The sequence below is a fragment of the Prevotella sp. oral taxon 376 genome (genome assembly GCF_003043945.1).
In the GTDB taxonomy this organism is placed as follows: domain Bacteria; phylum Bacteroidota; class Bacteroidia; order Bacteroidales; family Bacteroidaceae; genus Prevotella.
In genome coordinates, this window is record NZ_PYXG01000003.1 from 155397 (window position 1) to 181727 (window position 26331).

The window sequence follows — 26331 nt, forward strand, 5'->3', positions numbered from 1 at the left end:
TATCGCTTTTTAGATTTCCAAAATCAGTTTGCAGGTTTCTCCTTTCTTGATCTGATGGCCGGCCGGAAGACTTTGCGAGACTACCTTGCCTCGTCCGGAGAGTTGCACCTTGACGCCCCGGCTTTCAAGAAGGTAGACGGCATCGCGTGCCCCCATGCCCATGACATCGGGTATATAGCTCTTGCCATACAGTTTTTCTCTGCGAAGACTGATGGCCTGCCCTTTCCGTATCTCAGCCTTTCCCCAGATCGGATTGCCGGTTGCATAGGATCCGGTCCAGTCGGCCTTCACCTGGAATCCTAAGTGGTTGAGCACATAGTCGGCGGCAAGAATGTTTCCGTCTTTGATATCCGGCGTGAAGACCGACAGGGAGTCCCGGGCATCGGAAACATCGAGCTTGATGTCGCGGGCCATGATTCCTTCCGCGATGTTATGGAAAACGACGCCGCTCATACCGCCTCCGGATGCCGGGAGGCCCGATTTCTGGATGCAGACGATGCAGCTGTAGCGAGGATTGTCGGCCGGAAAATAGCCGGCGAAGCTGAGCAGATAGTTCACCCGTCCCGACTTATATCCCCCTGAGCCTTGGGAAATCTGGGCGGTACCGGTTTTTCCCGCTACCTGGAAGGAGGGCGAGCCGGCCTTCTTGCCCAAGCCTTGACTGACGACATGGCGCAGGATTGTCTGCATGTATTTCAATGTTTTCTCACTGCAAATCTTCTCGTGGCCCGGTACGACCTCTGGTGGAAAGTCTACGACTGTCCTCCCGCCTTTCTCCACTCGTTGGACGAAGCGTGGACGCATCATCTTTCCTCCGTTGGCAATAGCATTGTAAAAAGTGAGCGTGGAGATAGGAGGAATCTGCGTCTCATATCCTATGCTCATCCAGGGGAGCGCCGTGTTGCTCCAGTTGAGCCATTGGCCGTTCTTCGCTTTCTTGGGCATTCGGATCTGCGCTCTTGAATAACCGGGCAGCGGAAGGTGGAAGTCTTTCTGGATGCCTGTGCGGTAGACGCCTCTTATGAACTTCTCCGGGTCGTTGTGATAATATTGGTCGATGATGCGGCTGACGCCGATGTTGGAGCTGACCTCCAAGGTGCGGGGAAGCGAAATGGTGCCGTAACCGCCGCGGCGCCAGTTGTGATCCTTCATCTGCCGTCCGTACATGGGCCATACGCCGCCAGCAGTCTCTACGATTTTGGTCGTGTCGCAATAGCCGTCTTCCAGTACCGTCATGATGGAAACGGGCTTGAAGACGGAGCCAGGCTCCAATAGGTCGCTCACGGCATGATTTTTCAGCTCCCGGTATTCGCCGTCTGCGCACTTGTCCATATTCACAATGGCCTTGATGTCGCCGGTCTGCACTTCCATGACGATGGCGACTCCTACATTGCCATTGATAAGCTTGAGTTCGTCGATGACGGCTTTCTCGGCGATGTCCTGGATGCTCATGTCGAGCGTGGTAACGATGTCCGACCCGTCGATAGGGGGCGTATCGGTGATGCTGAGCCACTTGTTCAAGACCTTCTGGCGACGGATAATGCCATCTTTGCCACGGAGAATGGAGTCATACTCCAGTTCCAGCCCTACGCGTCCCGTGTCTTTCTCGGCGAAGATGCCGCCCACTGTGCGGTTTGCTGATGAGCCGAAAGGATTTACGCGGGCGTTGAACTCTTCTACATGAAAGCCACCCTTGTAGGGTGCCAGCCGGAATATGGGGAGGCTTTTCACCTCGCTATAGGTGTTGTAGTCGACGCGTCTTTTCCAAATGGGCCAGTTGCGGCCTTGTTCTTCGCGCCCCTTTTCCAAGTCCTTGCGAAATCCTGCCATGCCCTTTTCCGGGAAAATCTGGTGCAGGCCGCGGCATATGGAGTCGAGGCTGGCTTCCCAAAGAGAGTCGTTTCCGGCCTCGCGAAGTGCCTTGAAGTCCATGTAGAGCTTGTATTTGGGCAACGAACCCGCCAGAAGTTCTCCATCGCAGGAATAGATGTTGCCTCGAGTCGGCTTTGTGGGAACGCTGTCTCGTTTCACTCGGTCGGCCACTTTCATCCAGTAGTCGCGCTTCACGGTCATCAAATAGCCTGTCTTTGCAAGCACGATTGCGGCAAACAGAGTCATCAGGATGGCGATGAGGCTGTAGCGGGGCATAATCTTTTTATTGTCGAACTTGCTCATTTATTCAGGGACTTTGATTTTGTAAGGAGGCTCGCTTGCGATGTGCAGCATACTGTCCTTGTTGTTTTTTAACATGTCCATTACATTGCTTTGACGGCTCATTTCCGTGAGTTGGCTGCCACTTGACAGGGCTTTGTATTTTGCGCTTTGAAGTTCTTGCTGCAGATGGTCTATCTTGATGAGGTCCTGCTGGCAGCTGTAGCGGTTGGAGGTATAGATAATGAGAAAGAAGCCGATGAGCAGGAAGAGCCATATCTGGTGGCGAATCGTGCTCGTGGTGAGTATGTCGCCTCCGAGTATTTTCCGCAGGGAAAGGCCGCCGGAGATGATGGCGGCGTCGTCTTCGGTGGCTTGCTTCTCTATGACTTCCTGCAGGGAAGGCCCTTCGGGGTTGGCCTCCTTGGCCTCTGCCTCTTTTGCCTCCCTTACGATTTCGGGCTCGATGGTGAGCACGGCTTCTGCTTTTTTGTCTTTGTCTTCTTCGTTCATTTCTTCTCGGATATTCTGAGTTTGGCACTTCGACTTCGCGGATTGCGCTCCTGCTCATCGCTGTCAGGGACTATCACTTTGTTGTTGACAAGGGAGAACGGCGTTTCGAACTTCCCAAAGAAGTCCTGTCTGATTTTGCCTTCGGCGTTTCCCGTCTTCATGATGTTTTTTACGATTCGGTCTTCGAGCGAGTGGTAGGTGATGACGGAGAGTCGTCCACCCGGGCCGAGGAGCTCCGTTGCGGCAAGCAGCATTTCCTTCAGGGCTTCCATTTCGTGATTCACTTCGATGCGGAGGGCCTGGAAGAGCTTGGCCATCTCCTTTTTCTCGCGCTCCCGACGGAAGAGGCTCTCCACGGCCTTTGCGAAGTCTTGCGTGGTCTCTATCTTTTTTTGTTGCCGCGCCTTGACGAGTGCCGCACCGATTTTCCGGGAGTTTTTTAGTTCTCCATATAGGTGGAAAACATTCGCCAGCGCCTCTTCGTCGTATTCGTTCACGATGTCGGCCGCCGTTTTTCCAGCCCTCTTGTTCATCCTCATGTCGAGGGGAGCATCGAAACGAAAGCTGAATCCGCGGGTCTCATCGTCAAAGTGGTGGGAGGAGACGCCGAGGTCGGCAAGCAGCCCGTCTATTTTTTCCACTCCGTAATATCGCATCCAGTTCTTCAGGTAACGGAAGTTGCTGCGCACGAAAGTGAAGTTTTCCGCGGGTGTGATATTCTTCTCGGCATCCTCGTCCTGGTCGAAACTGTAAAGGTGGCCCCTGTCGTCAAGCCGGGAAAGTATCTCCCGGGAATGGCCGCCGCCCCCGAAGGTTACATCCACATAGACTCCTCCGGGCCTGATGTTCAGCCCGTCGATGCTCTCTTTGAGGAGCACGGGGGTGTGATATGTCTCCGCGGTTCTTACCATTAGACAGTTTTTACTTTTAGGTTATGCTCCGGTCTTGTCTTCTTCGTTGACATTGCCCATTACTTCTTCTATGGCCTTGCTGAAGTCCTCGGCATCCATGAAAGCCTTTTCAGGCTCGTCGTTTCGCCAGATTTCAATGGTATCGTCCATCCCGACGAACTTTATCGCCTGGGTGATGGCTGCCATCTTCTGGTAGCGCCTGGGTATCAGAAAGCGCCCGTTGCCGTCGAGGGTGAGGATTTCCACATCCGATACGAACTGGCGGAAAACCTGCTGTTGTTTTGAATTCCAGCGGGAAAGGCGGCTGCGAAGGGTGTCGAGCTGCCTGTTCCATACCGATTCGGGATACAGAACGAGGCAAGGTTGGAAGATGTCTTTCCTTAACACGAGCCGTTCCTCGCCCGATGCTTGCAGCACCTTTCGAAAGACGGCCGGAAGAAATGCCCTTCCCTTGGAGTCGGTTTTGGCCTCTATGTTTCCTATAAATCGCATGCGTTCTTATCTATAAGTATTGATATCGATGCCAAAGTTATATATTTTTCCCCACATTCCACCACTTTTCTCCACAAATTTTTATCAAAAGGGCTTAAAAAAGCATTTTCCCGGAATGGGGATAGGGATGGGGCAGGGGAGGAGGAATGGGTGATATTGTATGGATAATTGGCAAAAATTAAGTTGAGGTTATAGCTCTTTAAGGGATGAAAACGGCAATTTTTCGTGTGGAAAACAAGCTTTGGAAAACGGAAAAGCGGTTATTTTTGTTCGATTTTGTCTGTTTTCTTGAATTTTCCGGCGCATTTTGCCTTGCCGAAGACGGCTTTTTAGTCTACAGAAAGCGGCTAAAAGCAAAGTAAAAGGCCGTTAACAGGCGTGCTGGAAGCCGTCTTTTGCAATTCAATCTCTTGTTTTTAGGCGCTTTAAAGAGGTTTTGTGTTTTTGCCCGTTTTTGCCTCCGGCAGGTTTGTTGTTGGCAAAAAACGATTTATTTTGCAAGAATGTAAAATAAATTAATCTATATTTATCAGCAGATTGGGCCGTAGGTAATTGGGGTGGAGATTTTTTTCTGCTTATAACTTTACACCGGATTTTTTAGCGTGGGAATGCAATTCAGGAGATAACGAGATACAAACATAGCGTCGCAAAATGAGGCGAAATGGGAAACAACGGTATTTTTTTTAGGATTATTTGCATTGTATTTCGGTAACTTTTGTTATTTTTGCATTCAGTTAGTATACTGCACCTATGAGTGAAGAGATAGAGAAGGTCATCGACATCGAGAAAATTTTAGCGGGCAAAATGGGCAGCAAGGTGAAGCTTGTGCCGGGTTTTGTCGTTAATTGGCTTAAGAAAATTGCTCATGAAAACGAGGTCAATCGATTTCTTTGGGAAAATCGCGATGCCCAAGGAACGGAATGGCTGGTTCGCTGCGTGGACTATCTTCAGATGAAATTGACTATTGAGGGTGTGCACAATCTGCCTGACAAGAATGATGGGAAGCTCTACACATTCGTGTCCAACCACCCTCTGGGCGGACAAGACGGCGTGGCGCTGGGAGCCATCATTGGCAGGCATTATGACGGCAGGTTCCGTTATCTGGTCAACGACCTGCTTCTCTATCTTCCGGGCTTGAAGCCCGTGAGCATCGGAATCAACAAAACGGGTAAGCAGAGCCGTGATTTTCCCCGGATGGTGGAGGCTGGCTTCCGGAGCGACAACCACATGCTCATGTTCCCCGCGGGCCTGAACAGTCGGAGGATGGGCGGTGTTATCCACGACCTTCCCTGGAAAAAGACTTTCATCTCGAAATCGGTGGAATACCATCGGGATGTGGTGCCCATTCATTTCAGCGGCCGCAACAGCGATCGGTTTTATCGAATTGCCAACTTCAGCGATAGATATGTGAAGAAGGTGAATATCGCCATGTTGTTCTTGGTGGATGAGATGTACCGGAATGTGGGCAAGAGCTTCAAGGCTACCTTTGGCAAACCCATCCCTTGGCAGACATTCGACAAGAGCAAGACGCCCTCTGAATGGGCGCAATGGGTTGAAGACAAGGTCTATAAACTTGATCAAGGCGCCGAAGCTTAGAGTATTAAGATTTCTGAAAATGGAAAAAGAGATTATCCAACCGATTGACCGGGAGCTCCTCAAGAGGGAGCTGACTCCCGACCGCCAGCTTCGTATGACGAACAAGAGTCATAACGAAATCTATGTCATAACGGCCCGGCAGGCGCCCCATGTGATGAAGGAAATCGGGCGTCTTCGCGAAGAAGCTTTCCGCTCGGCGGGAGGAGGAACGGGTAAGTCGATGGATATCGACGAGTTTGATACCATGGAAAATGGTTGTAGGCAGTTGGTTGTCTGGAATCCGGAGTGCGATGAGATCATCGGCGGCTATCGCTATCTGTTCGGGTCTGACTGGAAGACAGACGAGCAGGGACAGCCCGTTCTCGCCACAAGTCATATGTTTCATTTCTCCGAAAAGTTTATGGAGGAGTATGCCCCGTATACTGTCGAGCTTGGGAGAAGTTTCGTCTCGCTTGAATATCAGAATGTAAGGAAAAACACGAAGAGCATTTTCGCCCTCGATAATCTTTGGGACGGACTTGGCGCACTGACGGTTTTGAACCCCAGCGTGAAGTATTTCTTCGGCAAGGTAACCATGTATCCTTCTTATGTCCGTACGGGGCGGGATATGATTCTTTACTTTCTGAAGAAACACTTTGACGACAAAGATCATCTCATCGTTCCCCTGAAGCCGTTGGAACTGGAAACGCCGGAAGAGGCTCTGGCGAAGATTTTCTGCGAGGACGACTTCAAGAAAGACTATCGGGTCTTGAATTGTGAGATCAGAAAGCTCGGTTTTAACATCCCTCCACTGGTGAATGCCTATATGGGATTGAGCCCCACGATGAAGCTCTTCGGTACAGCCATCAACTATGGATTCGGCGAAGTGGAGGAAACAGGCATCCTGATTGCGGTCGACGAGATTCTTGAGGAGAAGCGTGTCCGGCATATCGACAGCTTCATCAAGTCGCATCCGGAGGCCCTGAAGCTGACCAGCGGTGCCAACAATGTGATCTATCCCGATCCAAAACCATAAAGGTGCCCCCCTGCAGAGGAAGCATTCCCGCTATGATGGGGGTGTGGTATCCCTACACTACGGGGAGTGATATCCCGCAAATCTTCTGGTAAATATCGAGCGAGTAGACATCCGTCATTCCGCTGATATAGTCTATTACGGCCATGATGCGTGTCTGCAGATCGTCGCTCTGGATGTCATACTGACTGCTGAAGCGCTTGATCAACTGCTGGGAATGGAAGTTTTCGGGGTGTACGGCGGCCTCGACGAGATTCTGCATCAAGGTCTCCATGATCTTGTAACCAGACAATTCTACATCTAAAACCAGCTTGCTCTGATAGATTTTTTTCCTCGAAACCTCCTGACAATGCCTGTAGGCCTGTCGTGGCAACCCGCTGATGTGCTTGATGAGACTGCCCTCGAAGGTTCCTCCCAGAATCTCTTCTTCATGCTCCACGAAAGCTTTCACGCATTCGGATTCCAGCTCTCCGACAACGCAGGCCCGCAGGTAGACCACCTGTTCGTTTTCATCCGTAACCCTTTCTTCCTCGATTCGTTTCAGGATGTGTGCCCGAGATTCTTCGTTGAAGAAACCAAGCAAGAGTTCTCTGGTTTCCTCGTATGAAATAATTTTAAGCTTATGGGAATCCTCTATGTCCATAATCTCGTAACAGATGTCGTCGGCAGCCTCCATCAGATAAACCAATGGGTGGCGGGCATACTGCAAGGGCTCCCTTGGAAATGACTTACAAATAATGCCCAATTCATCGGCAATTCTCTTATAGTCGGCTTCCTCGGAGGAGAAAAAACCAAATTTGCCGTGCTCACCGGAAAGTGAAGAGGCAAAGGGGTATTTGACGATGCTTGCAAGAGTTGAATAAGTCATTACAAAACCGCCCTCTCTCCTACCGTTGAAGCGATGTGTCAGGAGGCGGAAGGCGTTGGCGTTTCCCTCGAAGTGCGTGATGTCGTCCCAGAAGCGTCTGCTTACCCGTTCTTTCAAGGCCTGTCCTTCGCCTTCGGTGAAGAAGGTCTGGATAGCCTTCTCGCCGCTGTGTCCAAACGGGGGATTGCCCAGGTCGTGCGCAAGTCCTGCCGTTTGAACGATGGTTCCGATTTCCTCGAAGAGCGTTCCTTTGAGCTCCGGGTGCTTTTCCGTCAGTCGTCTGGCCACATCGTCGCCAAGTGATTTGCCGAGTGAGGAAACCTCGAGGGAGTGCGTGAGCCGGTTGTGTACGAATACGCTGCCGGGTAAAGGAAACACTTGGGTCTTGTTCTGTAGTCTTCTGAATGGTGCCGAGTAGATGAGTCGGTCGCTGTCGCGCTTGAATTCAGAACGGTCGTCATGCCTGAGAGCATGCTTAGTCTCCTGTCCGAACCGCTTGTTGGATATCAATTGTTGCCATTTCATATCGCAAAAGTAATGTAATTTTGCCTAAATAGTCTCTTTTTATGTTGAAAAATTCAATTATCTGCACAGAATTCATTATTTTTGCACATTATTGTATTTAGTATGATTCAGATAAAAGTTGTCAATAAGGGACATCAGCGACTGCCCGCCTATGCTACGGCGCAAAGTGCCGGTATGGACATTCGCGCCAATCTTGACGAGCCGGTAGTGCTTCGTCCGTTCGAGCGCAAGCTCGTTCCGACGGGCTTGTATATTGCTCTGCCCGTGGGGTTTGAGGCTCAGGTCAGGCCTCGTAGCGGCTTGGCGTTGAGGCATGGGATAACCGTTCTCAATACGCCGGGTACCATTGACGCCGACTATCGCGGCGAACTCGGGGTCTGCTTGATAAACTTGTCGCAGGAAGACTTTGTAATCAACGATGGTGAGCGCATCGCCCAGATGGTGATCGCACGGCACGAACAGGGCGAATTCGTTGTGGTCGAGGAGCTTGATGAGACCGAACGCGGGGAAGGCGGGTATGGTCATACGGGCGTAAAATAGAACTATAAAATCAGCGAGAATATCTTGAAACTCAGAAATACACATCTTGTCATTTCCTTAGCGACTCTCATCCTGATGACAGCCGTATCTCCTTCGTTTGCCAAGAAGAAAAAGACCACCCCCCGGAAAGTGGTTGCAGGAAGGACCCTCTTGCCCGAAGAACGGCGTCGCTATGACTATTTTTTCCTGGAGGCTGTACGCCAGCAGAATGCCGGAAAATACTCCGCGGCCTTCGAACTGTTGTCTCACTGCCTGAAGATCGACCCGAATGCGCCGGAGGCATATTACCTCCAGGCCATGTATTATTCGGTCTTGAAGCAAGACAGCCTCGCTCTGCGAAATCTCGAAAAGGCCGCTTCCCTGAACCCGGGCAATTCTACCTATCTTGAGCGGTTGGCCCAATATTACCTCAATGGGAAAGACTTTGACAAGGCAATCTTGGCATATGAGCAACTGGCCGGCCGCCATCGCGACCGTACGGATGTGCTGAATGTTCTCATAAACCTTTACCAACAGGCTAAGAACTACGACGGAATGCTCAACTGTATTAACCGGATAGAGCAAATCGAGGGCAGCAGCGAGGAAATAACCCTTTCCAAAATGCGCGTCTATGAGATGAAGGAAGACAGCAAGTCGGCCTATAAGGCGCTGAAGTCTCTCTGCGACGAGCATCCTAACGACTTGACTTATAAGGTGATGATGGGCAACTGGCTCATGCAGCACGGCAAGCCGAAGGAGGCCTACAGGATGTTCACGGCTGCCCGGAAGATAGATCCTGACAATGATTATGTCCAGACTTCGCTCTACGATTACTATAATGCGGTGGGCGAGAAGGAGCGTGCCGACGCCCTTCTGGAGAGCATCCTGATCAATCCGAACACGGAACCTAAGAGCAAGGTTACCCTGATGCGGGGAGTGATTCATGACAATGAGGCTCATGGGGGCGACAGCACACAGGTGCTGAACCTTTTCCGTCGTATCCTCGGCAAGAACCCTATGGACAGCACGATGGTAGAGTTGGAAGTGGCATATATGTCTCTGAAGAAGATGCCGGAGGACTCCATCAACAGCGGACTCTATCGGTTGCTGGCCATGCAGCCCGAAAATGCTCAGGCTCGCCTTCAACTGATACAGTCGTATTGGCTGAAGGAAAAGTGGGATTCGGTCATCGCCCTGAGTAAGCCGGGTACGGAATATAATACCGATGAGCTGGTGTTCAGCTATTTTCTGGGGATAGCCTATTATCAGAAAAAAGACAACGACCACGCGCTCGAGGCGTTCCGGCAGGCCGTGAAACGGACAACCAGCAAGAGCGATCCCTCCCTCGTGAGCGACTGCTACTCCATCATGGGCGAGATATACCATGACAAAGGCATGACGGAGGAAACCTTTGCCGCTTATGACAGCTGTCTGCAATGGAAGAGCGACCATATGGGATGCCTGAATAATTATGCCTATTACCTGAGTGTGGAGCACCGTAACTTACACAAGGCAGAGGAAATGAGTTATAAGACCATAAAGGCAGAACCGAAAAACTCCACTTTCCTGGATACTTATGCTTGGATTTTGTTCCGGCAGGAACGGTATACCGAAGCGAGAATCTATATCGAGCAAGCGGTGAAGAACGATACCGACAGCGTCCAGAGCCCTGTGATCCTGGAGCATGCAGGCGACATCTACTATAAAACCAACGACGCCGACAAGGCCCTCGACTACTGGAATCAAGCCCTCAAGGCCGGTAGCGAGAGCGTGGTATTACCCAAGAAGATAAAACTGAAACAATATATCAAGGAAAATGAATAAGTCTATTTTGAAGATAACAGTAGTTTGCCTCATCCTGTTTGTTGCCTCGTGTGGCACCAAGAAGGCGGTAGTAGGCAAATCCACGCCGAATGCCCCGGCTGTTGCCAAGGGGGAAGGTAGCGTGGTTTTACAAAAGCTGGCATTTGTCCAGATGGTTTCCGATCGACAGCTTTATCAGAAGAACATCGTGGCCGATATGTCTTTCAACATTCAGGCGGGAACAAAGAATATTACGGTTCCCGGTTCCCTGCACATGCGGAAGGATGAAGTGGTGCGGCTTCAGCTGTTTATCCCGCTGCTGGGCAGCGAGGTCGGGCGCCTGGAGTTTACCCCGGATTATGTGCTGGTTGTCGACCGGATTCACAAGGAGTATATCAAGGCAGACTATACGCAGCTTGAGTTTCTGAAGGAAAACGGGCTCAATTTCTATAGCCTTCAGGCCCTTTTCTGGAATCAGCTGTTACTTCCGGGAAACAAGAAAGTAGGTGAAGGCGACCTTCAGCAGTTCGACGCCGACCTCACCAAGCAGGGCTCCACCGTTCCGGTAAGCTTGAAAAACGGGAAGATGACTTTCTGCTGGAATACCGATAAAAACGACGGACGCATCCTTTCGACCGTCGTGGAATATCTGAGTGCGGCCCATGGGAAGTCAAACCTTACCTGGAAGTACTCCAATTTTCAGCCGGTAGGCGTCAAGTCGTTTCCTGCCTCGCAGGAGTTTACCTTTATCACGAATGTCGGTGGAAAACCTCAGGCGGGTACGGTAACCATCGATATGGATGACATCAGCACCCATGCCAACTGGGATTCGCGGTCTACCGTCTCTCCGAAGTATAAGCAGGTGGAGGCAAAAGATGTGTTCGATAAAATCTTGAAAATGTAAATGAGACGGCTAATCATATTGATTCTTGCCTTTGCGTGTGCCTTAGCAATGCCTGCCCAGAAGAAAAGCGCTGTCAGGAAGACTGTGTCGACAAGCAAGGCCACGCAAAAGAAAACGACCAAGACCACGCCAAGGAAGCAAGGAACGGCAGCCAGAAAGAAGACTGTGGCAAAGAAACAGGACGCTTCTTACGGCAACAAGGAAATCAAGGGGCTGCAGAATCAGCGCGCCGCCGTGCGCAAGAAGATTCGCCAACAGGAGCAAGCGCTCAGGGCGAACAAGGCCGATGTACAGCAGCGACTGAAGAATCTGCTCGTCATCAACAGCGAGATCAGTGAGAAGCAGAAGTCCATCGACGGCATTCAGCAGGACATCTCACATCTCGACAACAATATCGGCATCCTCCAAAGTCAGCTTAAAACTCTCGAGGAACAGCTTCAGGAGCGCAAGGCCAGATATATCAAGTCGATGCGCTATATGGCCCGCCATCGCACCGTTCAGGACAAGCTGATGTTTGTCTTCTCGGCCAAGAGCCTCACGCAGATGTATCGCCGCATGCGTTTCGTGCGCGAATACGCGGCCTATCAGAAAGCACAGGGCGAGCTCGTGAAGGCCAAGCAAATCCAGGTTACCGAGAAGCACAAGCAGCTTCAGGCCGTGAAGGGACAGAAGCACACCCTCCTCGCTAAAGACCAGAAAGCCCGTGCGGAACTCGAGGGGAAGCAGACGGAACAGCAAGAGGTGGTCAAAGGCCTTCAAAAACAGCAGCAGACCATTCAGCAGGTCATTGCCCAGCAACGGCAGAAAGACAATGAGTTGAATGCACAGATAGACCGGTTGATAGCCATCGAGGTGGCCAAGGCGAAGGCTCGTGCGGAGGCCGAGGCCAAGCGCAGGGCGGCCGAAGCCGCCGCGGCGGCAAGGAGGAAGGCCGAGGAACTCGCCCGCAAGAAGGCGGAGGCCGAGGCAGCTGCGAAGGAGAATGCCCGCAGGATTGCTGCCGCCAAGGAGCGCGAGGCACGCTTGAGGTCGGAGGCTGAGGCAGCTTCCAAGACGAATAATGCCGCTGCCAAGGCCCGTGCGGATCAAGAGGCCTTGGCTGCCAGAGCCGACCGCGAGGCTGCCGAGCGTAAGGCCAGGGCCGATGAGGAGCGCAGCAAGAGGGAGATAGCCACAGCGAGGAAGAATGTCGACGAGGCCTCTGACTACAGCTCGTCCGACCGGAAGCTCAGCGGCGACTTTGCGGCAAATAAGGGACGGCTTCCTATGCCTATTTCCGGGCGCTACAGAATCGTAAGTCATTTCGGCCAATATAGTGTGGAAGGCCTCAAAGGCATTACCCTCGACAACAAGGGCATCAACATTCTCGGCAGCCCGGGAGCCGTAGCCCGCTCCATCTGCGACGGCGAGGTGAGTGCCGTAATACAGTGGTCGGGCACCTATGTGGTGATGGTGCGCCATGGGGCCTATATTTCTGTGTACTGCAACCTCGGCTCCGTAGCCGTGTCGAGAGGCATGAAGGTCTCCGCGCGACAGGCTCTGGGCAATGTGGGGAGCGACAACATCCTGCAATTCCAGTTACGCCGGGGCACGACAAAACTCAATCCCGAAGCGTGGCTGGGACGCTAACCCCGATCTTGGGAATCTGCTCCTTATCCGACAAAGGCGACCTTTAGGAATCCTGCTCATCATTGCGGGGCTTCTTAAAGGCCGTCTTCTGTCTGACGAAATCGGCGAATTCGTCAGACAAAATCGCCGAAATTGTCGCACAAAATCGCCGATTTCGTAAAACGCATAGTAACCTCTTATACTTTCGGATGTCGTGGACAGCTCTGTCGGAAGCCGTATCTGTATCCTTAGAAGGCCAAATCTTTACCGTTGAGCAGCTGCATGTAGACATCGAAGGCATGGCTGATTTCGATCAGGCAGATGAACTCATCGGCAGAGTGAGACCGCTCCGACTCCCCTGGGCCGAGTTTGAGCGACGGAAACGGCATGAGTGCCTGGTCGCTGAGCGTGGGCGAACCGAAGGGCTTCAGTCCCATTCCCACACACTTCCGCACCAATGGGTGGCTCTCGGGGATATGCGAGGACCGGAGGTGGAAGGAGCGTGCCTTGACCTCTGACCGTAGGTGTTTCCGGATGAATTCGAACACCTCCTGGTTGTCGTAGTATTCATTGGTGCGAATATCGACCACCATGTGGCACTCGTCGGGTATCACATTGTGCTGCGTGCCGGCGCTGATCATGGTTATATTCATCAGCGTGGGGCCGAGAAAAGGGCTCACCCTCTCGAATCGATAGCCACACAGCCAGTTCAGGTCGTCGAGTGCCTCGTAGATGGCGTTCCGTCCTTCGTTGCGGGCAGCATGGCCGCTCTTGCCTTTCGCCGTGATGTCAAGCACCATCAATCCCTTTTCCGCGATGGCAGGCTGCATGCCCGTAGGCTCTCCCACGATGGCCGCGGCAATCTTCGGCAATAGGGGTAGGGCACGACGGATGCCGTTGGCGCCCGACACCTCCTCTTCTGCCGATGCCAGATATATCAAGTTGTAGTTTCTCTCGAGGGGAACAAGCGCCCTGAAAACCTGTAGGAGCGTTACGAGCCCTCCTCCGCAGTCGTTGCTCCCGAGGCCGTAGAGCCTGTCGCCTTCGAGGGTTGGCGTAAAGGGCATTCGCCGCCAGCTGTCTACGGGCTTGACGGTGTCGATGTGCGCGTTGAGCAGAAGGGTGGGGCGCGAGGCCGTGAATCCGGGGTCGATCGTCCACACATTGTTAGCCTCACGGCGGGAAGTCAGCCCATAGCTCTCCATCTGTCGTTGCATGATATCTGCCGCCTCGGTTTCCTGCCGGCTGACCGACGGCGTTGCGATGAGCCTTTTGAGGAGGTCGACGGCGTCTTCCAGGAATTCTTCTTTCATCATATTACGGGCAAATTTAAGAAAAATTTCCAAATAATTTCTTGTTTTACAAAGATTTCTTTATCTTTGCAATAAACTAAAATAACAGAATTTATGCAGACGAATAGTCATCTCTCGGTGCTGATTCATGAGCAGGCCAAGAAGTATGGAAGCCGTTCAGCTCTTACATTTCGCAGTTTCGGGAGTCTCAAGTGGAAGGATGTTTCATGGAAGCAGTTCTCCCTGAGAGTCATGCAGGTGAGCAACGCCATGCTCAATCTGGGCATTAAGCCGCAGGAAAACATAGCGGTGTTCTCTCAGAACTGCGTCCATTATCTCTATACGGATTTTGGAGCCTATGGCATTCGCGCCGTCTCTATCCCTTTCTATGCCACCTGCAGCGAACAGCAGATACAGTATATGATCAACGACGCACGGGTGCGCTTCCTCTTCGTGGGCGAGCAGGAGCAGTATAACAAGGCCCACCGCATCTTCCCATTGTGCCACACGCTGGAGCGCATCATCATCTTCGACAGCAGCGTCCGCATCAGTACGCACGACCCTAACGCCCTTTATTTCGAGGATTTTATCCGTCTCGGAGAGGGGCTTCCGCGGCAAACAGAACTGGAGGCACGCTGGAGAGAGGCTTCCATGGACGACATCTGCAACATCATCTATACGAGCGGGACGACGGGGGAGAGCAAGGGTGTCGTGCTCACCTACGGGCAGTATCACGCCGCGATGGAGGCAAACCACAAGTGCGTGGCCGTTACGGACAAGGATAGGGTTATCAATTTCCTGCCGTTCGCGCATATCTTCGAGCGTGGATGGTCCTATTTGGCATTGACCGTGGGCAGCCAGCTCATCATCAATACCTATCCAAAGGAAATCCAGCAGAGCATGCGGGAGACCCATCCCACGAGCATGTCATCGGTTCCCCGATTCTGGGAGAAGGTGTATGTGGCCGTGAAGGACCGGATCGACCATGCCAGCGGCTTCCAGCAGAAGATGTTCAAGCATGCCCTTGAGGTGGGTCGCAAACACAATATCGAGTATCTTGCCAACGGCAAGCGCCCCCCCTTGGGCCTGGCATTGGAATATAAGGTCATCAATAGGTCTATCCTCAGTCTGGTGCGCAAGCAACTGGGGCTTGACAATCCAAATATTTTCCCTACGGCCGGAGCGGCTGTTTCGCCGGAGGTAGAAGAGTTCGTCCACTCTATCGGCATCAATATGATAGTGGGCTACGGCCTTACCGAGAGTCTTGCGACCGTGTCTTGCGACCATAAGGGCGAGACTTACACCATTGGTTCCGTCGGCCGGCCAATCGAAGGAATACAGATTAAAATCGGCGAGAACGACGAGATTTTGCTCAAAGGACCAACGATTACGAGAGGCTACTACCAGCACGATGATATCAATAAGACAGCTTTTGATGCCGAAGGATTCTTCCATACGGGCGATGCGGGCTATATGAGGGATGGCGAATTGTTCCTCACGGAGCGTATCAAGGACCTTTTCAAGACCTCGAACGGCAAGTATATCGCTCCGCAGATGGTAGAGTCGATGCTACTCGTAGACAAGTATATCGACCAGGTGGCAGTCATTGCCGACGAGCATAAGTTCGTTTCCGCCCTCATCGTGCCTGAGTTCCGTCTGCTCGAGGAGTACGCCAGGAATGAGGGCATAGGGTTTAAGGATCGTGAAGACCTCTGCGCAAGCAAGAAGATCCAGGACATGCTGATGGACCGGATACAGACTCTGCAGCAGTCATTGGCTCCCTATGAGCAGATCAAGCGTATCAGCCTGTTGCCGCATCACTTTGCCATGGAGACGGGGGAACTTACGAATACGCTGAAATTGAAACGCACGGTCATCTACAAGAACTACAAGGAGGTGATCGATAAGATGTATGAAGAATAATGATAACAAGTGATCAGTTGAAAGATGTGCTGGAACGCGCCGAGGCGTTGAACCGCTATCTGGATATCGACCGGAAGAAAGTGGAATTCGAAGAGGAGCAGCTTCGCACCCAGGCCCCCGACTTTTGGGAGGATCCCGTCCGCGCCCAGGAGCAGATGAAGAAAGTGAAAGGGATTGAGAAGTGGCTCGTGGGATATAAAAATGTCCGTCAGTATGCTGACGAACTGCAGCTGGCATTTGATTTCTATAAGGAAGATATGGTGTCGGAAGAGGAGGTGGATGCCGACTATGGGAAAGCTATCAAGGCTATAGAAGATCTGGAATTGAGGAATATGTTGCGCCAGCAGGAAGACCCGATGGATGCTGTATTGAAGATTAATTCGGGTGCTGGCGGCACGGAGAGCCAGGACTGGGCCCAGATGTTGATGCGTATGTATCAGCGTTGGGGGGAGAGCCACGGCTATTCCGTGAAGATAACGGACATCCAGGAAGGTGATGAGGCCGGCATCAAGAGCGTTACCATGACCTTTGAAGGCGGCGAATATGCTTATGGATACTTGAAGAGCGAGAACGGAGTGCACCGTCTGGTGCGTGTTTCCCCCTATAATGCGCAGGGCAAGCGGATGACCTCCTTTGCGAGCGTGTTCGTCTCCCCCCTCGTCGACGAGACCATTGAGGTGTATGTAGACCCGGCTCGTGTCAGCTGGGATACCTTCCGCTCCAGTGGTGCGGGCGGACAGAATGTGAATAAGGTGGAGTCGGGGGTCCGTCTCCGCTACATGTATCAGGATCCTGATACCGGCGAGGAAGAGGAAATCCTGATAGAGAATACGGAGACGCGAGACCAGCCCAAGAACAAGGCCAAGGCCATGCTGCTCCTGAAAAGTCAGCTCTATGACCGGGCGATGCAGAAGCGCTTGGCCGAAAAAGCCAAGATAGAGGCCGGCAAGAAGAAGATTGAATGGGGCAGCCAGATTCGCAGCTATGTCTTCGACGACCGTCGGGTGAAAGACCATCGCACGAATTTCCAGACCTCGGATGTAGACGGGGTTATGGACGGCAAGATCGACGACTTTATCAAGGCCTATCTGATGGAGTTCCCGACGAATGATGATGAAGGTTAGGCAACTGAAAATTTAAAAATAATACGACAATGAGTGAAAGAAGTAAAATCCGTCGCGCTCAGCGTGAGGCAAGGCAGGAGAAACAAGCCAGAAAGGTGATTATGTGGATAGGTGGCCTTCTGGTTGTATTTGCACTTTGCCTCTTGGTTTATGCAATGGCATTTATGTGATGAGCGGAATGGAGACGGAACGCAAGTTCCTTGTTAAGAAAGGCGACGCGTTTAAACGCGCCGCCTTTTCAAGCAGTCATATCCAGCAAGGATATATTCCTGCCGATGGCGCTACGGTAAGGGTCCGCGTTCGCGACGACAAGGCTTATCTTACCATCAAGGAGCATAGCAGGGATGGGGGCTTGAGCCGCTATGAGTTTGAGAAAGAGATCTCGCAGGATGAGGCGGAGCATCTCATGAGGCTGTGCAAGGGTGGCAGAATAGACAAGCGTCGCTATCTGGTGAAAAGCGAAGACGGCACCCACACTTTTGAGGTGGATGAGTTCTATGGCGACAACGAGGGCCTCGTGATGGCCGAAGTGGAGCTGAAAGACGAGGCGGAAGCGTTTAAAAAGCCCGATTTCATCGGTCAGGAAGTTACGGGTGACCGCAGGTTCTACAATTCCTCGCTGCTTCGATATCCTTTCATCCTTTGGAAAAACACCTTGCCAGAAGAATACCGATAGCCTGTCCGAGGGCTACTCCGATCACATCTGCCAGAAAGTCGATCCATTCTCCGCTTCTGGCGCCGTTCGTGCAAGTGGCCTGAACGATTTCAACGAGGCCTCCCATGAGGATGGGGGCAAGCAAAGCGGGCAGCCATATCTTCTTTCGGTCGACATGATGGTGGGTCTTGAGGTGTTCTGCCCATATCACAACGCATAGTCCACCGTACATGATTAAATGTGTCCATTTGTCCACCAGTCTGACATGGCTTAGCGGATTTTCGGGCATAGGGATAAGGCAAAGTATCCAGATGACCACGATCATCAGGCACGAAAAAGGATATTTGATGAGTAAATGGTGCAGGTGAGACATTTTTACTTTCAGTTTTGGTGCAAAGATAAATATTTTTTTATACTTTTGCAACAAACTGAATTGAATCTTGTTAGTATGTCTGAGAAACGAAATATTTTTGGAAGTAAAGTCGGAATGATACTTGCTACTGCCGGAGGTGCTGTCGGACTGGGAAATGTCTGGCGGTTTCCTTATATGGCGGGAGAAAATGGCGGCGCGGCCTTCATGGTGATTTATCTGGGTTGCGTGCTGTTGCTGGGTGTCCCGTGTATGTTGTCTGAGTTTATAATCGGGCGCCATGGAGCATCCAATACATTCCGGGCTTATTCGGAGGTTGGAAACGGAAGCGCGTGGAAATATGTTGGTTTTTTGGGCGTTCTCACAGGTTTTCTGATTACGGGATACTATGCCGTGGTATCAGGATGGTGTCTTCAGTATGTCTATGCGTCGCTTTCAGGCGAGTTGCAGGGCGACGCCACCTATGTAACCCGTTATTTCCAGGAGTTCTCTCAGAATCCCATTCGTCCGGTATTCTGGACGATTGTCATCCTGCTGACAACCCATTTCGTCATTGTTCATGGTGTCCGTAAGGGCATAGAACGCTTCTCCAAGGCGATGATGCCCGCTTTGTCTGTCTTGCTGATAATTATCGTGATAGCGTCTTGTCTGCTTCCAAATGGCTGGAAAGGCATGGAATTTTTCCTTCTGCCCGACTTCTCGAAGGTAGACAGCGGCGTTTTCCTGGGTGCTTTGGGCCAGTCGTTCTATTCTCTGAGCATTGCCATGGGCTGTATCTGCACCTATGCGTCCTACTTTAGCCGCCAGACCAACCTGTTGAAATCGGCAGTCCAAGTATCGTTAATCGACACCTTGATTGCCATTATGGCAGGTCTGATTATCTTTCCGTCGGCCTTCTCCGTCGGCGCGAATCCCGACAGCGGCCCTTCTCTGGTGTTCATTACCCTGCCGAATGTGTTTAATCAGGCCTTTTCGAGCGCTCCTTTCATAGGGTGGCTCGTGGCTCTGATGTTCTATGCGCTGCTCTCTCTGGCGGCCCTGACCTCTCTGGTATCGCTCCATGAGGTGAGTACGGCGTTTTTCTATGAGGAGTTGCACATCTCCCGAAAGAGAGGAGCCGTTATCGTTACGGTCGCCACCTGCATCATCGGTGCATTCTGCTCGTTGTCGCTCGGGGCGGTAAAGGAGCTGGAGGTAGCCGGGCTTCCTCTGTTTGATCTCTTCGATTTTGTAACCGGACAGATATTCCTTCCCTTGGGAGGATTCCTCACCTGCGTCTTCGTAGGTTGGTATGTGCCGAAGAAGTTGCTGCATGAGGAGTTTACGAACTGGAACACCTTGTCCGGCAGATGCTTTGGCGCCTATCTCTTTCTGGTGCGGTATGTATGCCCTGTGGCGATTCTGGCGATTTTCCTTCATCAGCTCGAGGTGATTTAAATGTGTGAGAGATGGCAGTCGAGCGGGGCAGTCTTCAAACAAAGATAGGTGTAACGCCGGTACCGGCTGTGCTTACTTCTGCGATTTCGACGCGTGAAGTCGGCACCGCCTTCTTCTATGAAGAGCTGCATACGGCGCATCGGAAGGGTGCGTGGATTGAAATGCTTGCCTGCATGTTGCCGGATATTGTCTCTGTTTTATCGGTCGGGGCATACGCAAATCTTCGGCTTTTCGGGAGGCCGACATCTAAAATAGTGTAACCATGAGGTTCAAGGAATTCTTCTATTTCTCAAAGTCAGACCGGTCGGCATTGCTTGTGTTGTTGGCCGTGGGTATCTTTGCGTTCTTGATGATCTATGGCATCGGACGACTGAATGACAAAACCGATCTTGTATCTGAAGATAGCCTGAATCTGCGGAAAACGCCCATTTCATCGAGAGAAATCCCCCGGAAACAGGGGACACAATATTATTATGCCGACCAGGAGCGGAAGGTGGAACGATTCTCTTTCGACCCGAATACCGCCGACAGCACCCGGCTTCTTCGCCTCGGACTGCAGTCTTGGCAAGTGCGTGCTATTTACCACTATCGGGCCAAGGGGGGAATCTTCCGCAAGAAGACCGATTTTGCCCGCCTTTACGGGCTTACGGTGAAGCAATATAGGGAGTTGGAGCCTTACATCAAGATTTCTTCCGATTATCTTCCCGCGGCGGAAGTTTATGCGGAAAAGAATAAAAAATCTCCATTTCATCGAGATTCTGTCCGATATCAAGAGAAGCTTATGCCCACTGAGCGTATCCTCTTGAACCGTGCCGACACCTCGCAACTGAAGAAGGTGCCGGGCATTGGGAGCTATTTTGCCCGTCAGGTGGTGAGCTACAGGAATCGGCTGGGTGGCTTCTATAGTCTTGACCAGCTTTCCGAGATTGACGATTTCCCGATGGAATCGATAAAATATATGATCCTCGACGCCGAAAACATCAGGAAGATAAACCTCAACACACTTACCTTGAACCAGTTGAAACGACATCCTTACATCAATTTCTATCAAGCCCGGGAAATCTGCGACTACCGACGGCTGAAAGGTTCTTTGCGCAGTCTGGACGATTTGCGGCTGCTGAAGGACTTTCCCCAAGAAGCCATTGAGAGGCTTCGTCCCTATGTAGAGTTCTGAATTTCGGTGGCTCCTTATTGCCTGAGCGGATGCGGGCAGCGACCTTCTGGAGAGTAAAATAGCCTGTTTTACTGACTAAAACAGGCTATTTTAGTGACTGAAACAGGCTGTTTTACTTTTCTGTAAGTTCCCGGAAGGGTAAGGAGAAGCTGCGCGGACCTTGATGTGTGTCGGCTGCCGGTGATGGAAAGGATCGTCGTCGTTCTTGTAATCTTGCAAAAAATTGATGGTAAAAATTTGTCGGAACTGATAAAATTCGTATTTTTGCACAGATTTAGACGCTAACTTAATTTTAGACAGGGGGATGATACCGAGTGTGTGATGGATGTGAGCATTTCCGATAAAATTATTCTGTCGGCGCTGAGCCAGGGGAATGAGGAGGCTTTCGACATGATTTTCGAGCAGCTGTATGCGAAGATGAAGGACTTTGCGACCCGTCTTTGTGGCAGTGAGTGCGATGCGGAGAACATCGTGCAGGATATTTTCATGCAACTCTGGATCAATCGCGAGAACCTCGTGGATGTAGATAATCTCGACGGCTATGTGTTCATGATGGTGCGAAATGCCGGCCTGAATTTTCTCAGGAAATCGCTCCGCTACGAGTCGGTGCATTTAGAGGACACCTTGCAGATGGTCGAAGAGGAGTCTGCGGGAGACACCTTATATTATAAGGAGCTGGAGGCAATCATCGAACAGGAAATCGACAAGATGCCGTCTCAGCGACGCGTGGTCTTCTCCATGAGCCGTATCGAAGGACTCTCAAATGCCGAGATTGCCGAGAAACTCGGCATCAGCAAGCGCACGGTGGAATCTCATATTTCGCTTGCGCTACGCGATCTCAGGAAAGTAATGCCCTTCATGTCGCTGCTGGCATTACTTGCCATGATGAAATGAAGTGCCCTGTAGGTTGTCGCCGAAGTTCCAAAAACTACCTTTAACTTATCTTAACTCTTCTTGGTTGCGTGCAGAGGTTCGCAATTGTGTCTTTATAGTATAATCTTAAACCATTTATGAACCTAACAGATCTTACCCATATCATCAGGGATTACTTTGACGGAATAACGCCAAAGAGCTATTCCGAGCGCATTAAGCGGTGGCTTCTGAGCGAATCGCAGAAGGATGAGAAAGCCGCGGTGATGAAGCAGATATGGGATGGTTTGGCGCCCGAAGAGGTTGATGTGGCGGGTGCCTTGCGCACATTCCGCGAGAATCGCCATGAGTATGAATGGGGTTTGCATCGCAGAAGTCGCTTTGTCAAGGCCTTTCGTTGGGCTGCCGTATTGGCGCTTCCGATAATAGGGGCCGTCGCGGCGTGGGTGTATTCAGGAAAGTATTACGAGCGCAAGCAGTTGGTGGAGTTCTATGTCCCGGAGGGAAAGATAGACTCACTGATGCTTTCCGATGGCACGAAGGTAATCGTAAATTCGAAAACTACGATCCTGTATCCTTCCGTGTTCAATACCCATGGCGGCCAGCGTGATGTGTTCCTCTTAGGCGAGGCCCACTTCGAGGTGGCCAAAGATACCAAGCGGCCCTTTGTCGTGCACTCGGGGAAGTTGAATATCCAGGTGCTCGGCACCCAGTTTAATGTCAAGGCTTATTCCGATGAAGACCTTATAACGACGACTCTTGAAGAAGGGAGCGTGAAGCTGTATGACGACAACTACAGCGAGACGATGAAGCCCAACGAGCAGATCGTCTACAGTCGCAATGAGGGTCGCATGGCGAAACATGTTGTAAGGGTCAGGGATTTCAATTACTGGATGCTCGGAAACATGGTATTCAAGGACCAGACCCTGCGCAGGATCCTCAACGATCTGGGTAGTCGCTATGAGGTGGACTTTATGATCGATTCTTCTATAGACCTTGACCAGAAGTTCACCATGAACTTCACAGCCAAGGAAACCATCGACGATGTGCTCGAGGTTCTTGTCCGACTGAAAAAGAATTTGAAATATCATAAAAATGGTCAAACAATAAAGCTCTTCAAGAGTAGAAAGGAGGACTCTCAATAAAACACTACAGCATTTTTGACAATCAAACCTAAACTATTAGTGAACTCAACTAACTTTATTCTCATACAAATGTTATGAAAACAAACATTATTAATTACCTTAAAGCAATAAAAGTGAAAAGAATTACCTTTCTTTTGGTTTTATTTCTTTCGATGTCTGTCAGCATGATGGGACAGAATCAGATGGTGAATCTGGATAAGACAACTACCACTGTCCGTCAGCTTATCAGCGCTATCGAGAAACAAACTAACATGTCCGTAGATTACGGGCAAAACACCCTAAACCTTGCGAAGCAGGTGAAGGTGAACTCAAAATCAGAGAAACTCAGCGTGCTGCTCGGCACGATACTGAGTGGTACGGGCTTGGAGTATTCCATCTCTGGCCGTCATATCATTATTACCAAGTCTGAGTCTCAGCAGACCCGGAAACCGGGCCAGAAGCAAACGGTGAAAGGACGGGTGCTGGACACCAATGGCAATCCTTTGATTGGCGTTACCGTGAAGGTGAAAGGAACAAGCAATGCCGCGGTTACCGATATCGATGGAAACTATAGCATCAATGCCGATCGTGGCGATGTGCTCGAGTTTTCTTATATTGGCTTTACGACTAAGGAAGCTCGTGCGAACAGCAGTCAGCTCGACCAGACTCTTCTGGAGGATTCCAAGGAGTTGAATGAGGTTGTCGTTACCGCCCTGGGCATCAAGCGTGAGCAGAAGGCGCTGTCTTATAATGTACAGCAGGTTGCGGGCGATGAGCTTTCAATAAACAAAGATGCCAACTTTATTAATTCTTTGAATGGTAAGGTGGCCGGTGTCAACATCAATGCTTCTTCTTCCGGTGCCGGTGGTGCATCAAAGGTGGTGATGCGTGGTACCCGTTCAATCATGCAGTCAAGCAATGTATTGTATGTCATCGATGGTATTCCTATGTTGAATACGGGCGGCGAAGGCTCTACAGAGTTCGGCTCTTCCGGTACATCGGAGGGTATTGCCGACCTGAACTCTGAGGATATCGAGTCGATGTCTGTCTTGACGGGTGCTGCCGCAGCCGCTCTTTATGGTGAGAAAGCATCTAATGGCGCCATTGTTATTACCACCAAGAAGGGTAGCGTTGGGCGTACGCAGTTTACCGTGTCTCAGAATACGGAGTTTTCCACAGTCTTTCGCACACCAAAATTCCAGAACAAGTATGGTACGGGTTCGGGTCTTCGCGACAGCGGCGCCGAGTCTTACAGCTGGGGAAAGCTGCTCAACGAAAGCAACTATATGGGGTATGACCCGATAAAGGACTATTTCAAGACGGGTATCATGACAACGGAAGCTTTCACCATGTCTACGGGTACGGAGAAGAACCAGACATTTTTCTCGGCAAGTGCCTTGAAGTCGGCTGGAATTGTTCCAAACAACAAATATAACCGTTACAATTTCACGGTGCGCAATACCACAAGTCTGTTGAACGATCGTATGACTCTTGATGTTGGTGCAAGCTACATCATACAGAACGACCGTAACATGACGAACCAAGGTGTTTACAACAACCCGTTGGTAACGGCCTATCTCTATCCGCGTGGGAACGACTATCAGGATATGGCCATGTTTGAGCACTACGACACTACTCGCAAGATCTATACCCAGAATTGGAATGGTCTGATTAGTGAGTTAGTTGGGCAGAATCCATATTGGATCAATTATCGCACGCCTCGTACCAATAGAAAGTATCGCTATATGATGAATGCGGGCTTGTCTTACAAGTTTACTGACTGGCTGAGCCTCGCCGCACGTATTCGTATTGATAATTCTACCAACACCTATGAGGAAAAGTTCTATGCCACGACCAATATGACCCTTACGGGTAGCAACAACGGTATGTATAACATTCAGAAGTCTGACAACAAGCAAACCTATGGCGATGTGATGGCTAATGTGAACAAGCGTTTCCTCGAGGACAGGCTCTCGTTGGTTGCCAATGTCGGCGTATCTCTTTCTGACATGAAGCAGAATCTGCTGGGCAACAGAGGTCCGTTGGACGAGAACCTTATTCCGAATGTATTCACCGTGGCACAGATAAACCGTGCCCGTCTCATGCCGGAGCAGTCGGGTTTCCACGACCAGACAAAGTCTCTCTTTGCCAGTGTTGAGCTGGGCTGGGCAAGCCAGTTCTACCTCACATTGACAGGTCGTAACGACTGGCCTTCCATGTTGGCGGGTCCCCACTCTAACAAGTCGTCGTTCTTCTATCCTTCAGTCGGTGGCTCTTGGATTATTTCCGAGACTTTTGCCCTTCCTAAACAGATAGACTATTTGAAGGTTCGTGCTTCATTCGCGTCGGTGGGCCTTTCATTCCCTCGTTGGTATGCGAACCCAAAGTACACTTGGGATGAGAACAAGAAGCAATGGAGCAGTCAAACAACTTATCCCATGTATAACTTGAAGCCGGAGCGCACGGACTCATGGGAGTTCGGTCTGCAGGCGCGCCTGTTCAAGCACTTCAATGTGGACTTTACCTATTATACGACCAAGACCTATAACCAGACTTTCGATCCGAAGATATCGGCATCTTCCGGCTACAGCAAGATGTATATCCAGACGGGTGATGTAAGTAACCGTGGTATAGAGTTGGCTGTAGGTTACAACAATACATGGGGCGATTTCTCATGGTCCACCAATTATACGCTCAGCATGAACCGCAATAAGATCAACGAACTTGTTACGAGCTATGTGCATCCGGAGACAGGAACTCTGATTACGGTAGACAAGCTCGACGAGGGAGGTCTGGGCTCTGCCCACTTCATATTGAAGAAGGGTGGCACCCTAGGCGATCTCTATTCACTCGCCGACATCCAGCGCGACAGTAACGGTAAGGTTTATGTAGACTCAAACGGTAAGGTTTACAAGAACTCTAATGTGGAGGATGTCAAACTGGGTTCTATTTTCCCCAAGAGCAATATGGCATGGCGTAATGACTTCTCTTGGAAAGGATTGAATCTTGGCTTTATGATCTCAGCTCGTTTCGGGGGCATCGTTTATTCTGCTACTCAGGCCAATCTTGACTATTACGGCGTATCGGAAGCTACGGCTGCTGCCCGCGACAAAGGATGGATTTCTGTGAACGGTGGACAGAACTATGTGAATCCGGAAACATGGTATACGACCATTGGTGGTAGCGATGGAATCCCACAGTATTATACATACAGCGCTACCAATGTGCGTCTACAGGAAGCAAGCCTGGGCTACACCTTCAAGAAAAACATGTTCTTTGGACTTGGAGATCTCAGCGTGTCTCTCGTCGGCCGTAACCTGTTGATGTTCTACTGTAAGGCTCCTTTCGATCCTGAGACGACGGCTACAACAGGTAATTACTATCAGGGCATAGACAAGTTCATGACGCCAAGCACCAGAAACCTTGGTTTCAATATCAAACTCAAATTCTAATGTGTGAA

22 protein-coding genes are annotated in these 26331 nt (G+C 50.9%); 15 read left to right on the forward strand and 7 right to left on the reverse strand.

Annotated elements, in window-relative coordinates; all coding sequences use genetic code 11:
- Nucleotides 1-9: 9 nt before the first annotated feature.
- From C7120_RS12920 to mraZ, 4 genes are read right to left on the reverse strand one after another with little or no spacing between them, the layout of a single operon-like run.
- A complete protein-coding gene (locus C7120_RS12920; RefSeq protein ID WP_107622054.1) occupies nt 10-2175 on the reverse strand; it encodes a penicillin-binding protein in 2166 nt (721 codons plus the stop codon).
- Nucleotides 2176-2664, reverse strand: coding sequence for an FtsL-like putative cell division protein (locus tag C7120_RS12925; RefSeq protein ID WP_199220714.1), 489 nt, complete (start codon nt 2662-2664; stop codon nt 2176-2178).
- Nucleotides 2661-3575 carry a 16S rRNA (cytosine(1402)-N(4))-methyltransferase RsmH gene (gene rsmH / locus C7120_RS12930; protein ID WP_107622055.1) on the reverse strand — a complete coding sequence of 305 codons (915 nt, stop codon included), beginning with the start codon at nt 3573-3575 and terminating at the stop codon, nt 2661-2663. Before rsmH ends, C7120_RS12925 begins: the two co-directional genes overlap by 4 nt.
- 21 nt (nt 3576-3596) lie before the next feature.
- Nucleotides 3597-4067, reverse strand: a complete 471-nt coding sequence (mraZ, locus tag C7120_RS12935; protein ID WP_107622056.1) for a division/cell wall cluster transcriptional repressor MraZ — start codon at nt 4065-4067, stop codon at nt 3597-3599.
- 750 nt (nt 4068-4817) lie between these two features.
- On the opposite strand from mraZ, the gene C7120_RS12940 reads away from it, so the two are divergent.
- Entirely contained in the window at nt 4818-5663 is an 846-nt protein-coding gene (locus C7120_RS12940) for a glycerol acyltransferase (RefSeq protein WP_107622057.1), read from the forward strand.
- Nucleotides 5664-5682: 19 nt separating this feature from the next.
- Complete coding sequence (locus C7120_RS12945; protein WP_107622058.1) at nt 5683-6678, forward strand: GNAT family N-acetyltransferase; 996 nt, start codon at nt 5683-5685, stop codon at nt 6676-6678.
- A gap of 52 nt (nt 6679-6730) precedes the next feature.
- Here the strand turns inward: C7120_RS12945 and dgt are convergent, their stop codons facing one another.
- Nucleotides 6731-8068, reverse strand: a complete 1338-nt coding sequence (dgt, locus tag C7120_RS12950) for a dGTP triphosphohydrolase (RefSeq protein ID WP_107622059.1) — start codon at nt 8066-8068, stop codon at nt 6731-6733.
- Between the two features lie 102 nt (nt 8069-8170).
- Between dgt and dut the strand changes: the two genes are divergently transcribed.
- Genes dut through C7120_RS12970 form a run of 4 tightly spaced genes read left to right on the forward strand, consistent with a single transcriptional unit; the run spans nt 8171 to nt 12923 of the window.
- On the forward strand, nt 8171-8608 hold the full coding sequence (gene dut / locus C7120_RS12955; protein ID WP_107622060.1) for a dUTP diphosphatase: 438 nt from the start codon (nt 8171-8173) through the stop codon (nt 8606-8608).
- A 24-nt stretch (nt 8609-8632) separates the two neighbouring features.
- A complete protein-coding gene (locus tag C7120_RS12960) occupies nt 8633-10411 on the forward strand; it encodes a tetratricopeptide repeat protein (RefSeq protein ID WP_369916888.1) in 1779 nt (592 codons plus the stop codon).
- Nucleotides 10404-11294 carry a DUF4292 domain-containing protein gene (locus C7120_RS12965; protein WP_107622062.1) on the forward strand — a complete coding sequence of 297 codons (891 nt, stop codon included), beginning with the start codon at nt 10404-10406 and terminating at the stop codon, nt 11292-11294. The genes C7120_RS12960 and C7120_RS12965 overlap by 8 nt, the downstream gene beginning before the upstream one ends.
- Nucleotides 11295-12923 (forward strand): murein hydrolase activator EnvC, encoded by a 1629-nt coding sequence (locus C7120_RS12970; protein ID WP_107622063.1) that lies wholly within the window; start codon nt 11295-11297, stop codon nt 12921-12923.
- A gap of 227 nt (nt 12924-13150) precedes the next feature.
- Here C7120_RS12970 and C7120_RS12975 read toward each other — a convergent pair whose 3' ends face one another.
- On the reverse strand, nt 13151-14218 hold the full coding sequence (locus C7120_RS12975; protein ID WP_107622064.1) for a M20 family metallo-hydrolase: 1068 nt from the start codon (nt 14216-14218) through the stop codon (nt 13151-13153).
- A gap of 90 nt (nt 14219-14308) precedes the next feature.
- On the opposite strand from C7120_RS12975, the gene C7120_RS12980 reads away from it, so the two are divergent.
- The 4 genes from C7120_RS12980 to C7120_RS12990 are packed head-to-tail and all read left to right on the forward strand — an operon-like array spanning nt 14309 to nt 17917.
- Complete coding sequence (locus tag C7120_RS12980) at nt 14309-16117, forward strand: long-chain fatty acid--CoA ligase (RefSeq protein ID WP_107622065.1); 1809 nt, start codon at nt 14309-14311, stop codon at nt 16115-16117.
- The gene (gene prfB / locus C7120_RS12985) at nt 16117-17241 is read left to right on the forward strand and encodes a peptide chain release factor 2 (RefSeq protein WP_107622066.1); all 1125 of its coding nucleotides are present in this window, start codon (nt 16117-16119) and stop codon (nt 17239-17241) included. The genes C7120_RS12980 and prfB overlap by 1 nt, the downstream gene beginning before the upstream one ends.
- A gap of 29 nt (nt 17242-17270) precedes the next feature.
- A complete protein-coding gene (locus tag C7120_RS14080; RefSeq protein ID WP_199220716.1) occupies nt 17271-17411 on the forward strand; it encodes a hypothetical protein in 141 nt (46 codons plus the stop codon).
- Complete coding sequence (locus C7120_RS12990; RefSeq protein WP_107622067.1) at nt 17411-17917, forward strand: CYTH domain-containing protein; 507 nt, start codon at nt 17411-17413, stop codon at nt 17915-17917. The genes C7120_RS14080 and C7120_RS12990 overlap by 1 nt, the downstream gene beginning before the upstream one ends.
- Here the strand turns inward: C7120_RS12990 and C7120_RS12995 are convergent.
- Nucleotides 17877-18269 carry a VanZ family protein gene (locus C7120_RS12995; RefSeq protein WP_107622068.1) on the reverse strand — a complete coding sequence of 131 codons (393 nt, stop codon included), beginning with the start codon at nt 18267-18269 and terminating at the stop codon, nt 17877-17879. The two genes, C7120_RS12990 and C7120_RS12995, sit on opposite strands and share 41 nt — an antisense overlap.
- A gap of 75 nt (nt 18270-18344) precedes the next feature.
- Between C7120_RS12995 and C7120_RS13000 the strand changes: the two genes are divergently transcribed.
- The 5 genes from C7120_RS13000 (at nt 18345) to C7120_RS13025 (ending at nt 26323) form a co-directional block, all read left to right on the forward strand.
- Nucleotides 18345-19703 (forward strand): sodium-dependent transporter, encoded by a 1359-nt coding sequence (locus C7120_RS13000; RefSeq protein ID WP_107622069.1) that lies wholly within the window; start codon nt 18345-18347, stop codon nt 19701-19703.
- Nucleotides 19704-19965: 262 nt separating this feature from the next.
- Nucleotides 19966-20877 carry a helix-hairpin-helix domain-containing protein gene (locus C7120_RS13010; RefSeq protein WP_107622071.1) on the forward strand — a complete coding sequence of 304 codons (912 nt, stop codon included), beginning with the start codon at nt 19966-19968 and terminating at the stop codon, nt 20875-20877.
- Between the two features lie 321 nt (nt 20878-21198).
- Nucleotides 21199-21771 (forward strand): RNA polymerase sigma-70 factor, encoded by a 573-nt coding sequence (locus C7120_RS13015; protein WP_233247122.1) that lies wholly within the window; start codon nt 21199-21201, stop codon nt 21769-21771.
- A gap of 116 nt (nt 21772-21887) precedes the next feature.
- The gene (locus tag C7120_RS13020; RefSeq protein ID WP_107622073.1) at nt 21888-22892 is read left to right on the forward strand and encodes a FecR family protein; all 1005 of its coding nucleotides are present in this window, start codon (nt 21888-21890) and stop codon (nt 22890-22892) included.
- Between the two features lie 164 nt (nt 22893-23056).
- Nucleotides 23057-26323, forward strand: coding sequence for a SusC/RagA family TonB-linked outer membrane protein (locus C7120_RS13025; RefSeq protein ID WP_369916889.1), 3267 nt, complete (start codon nt 23057-23059; stop codon nt 26321-26323).
- The last annotated feature ends 8 nt before the right edge of the window (nt 26324-26331 follow it).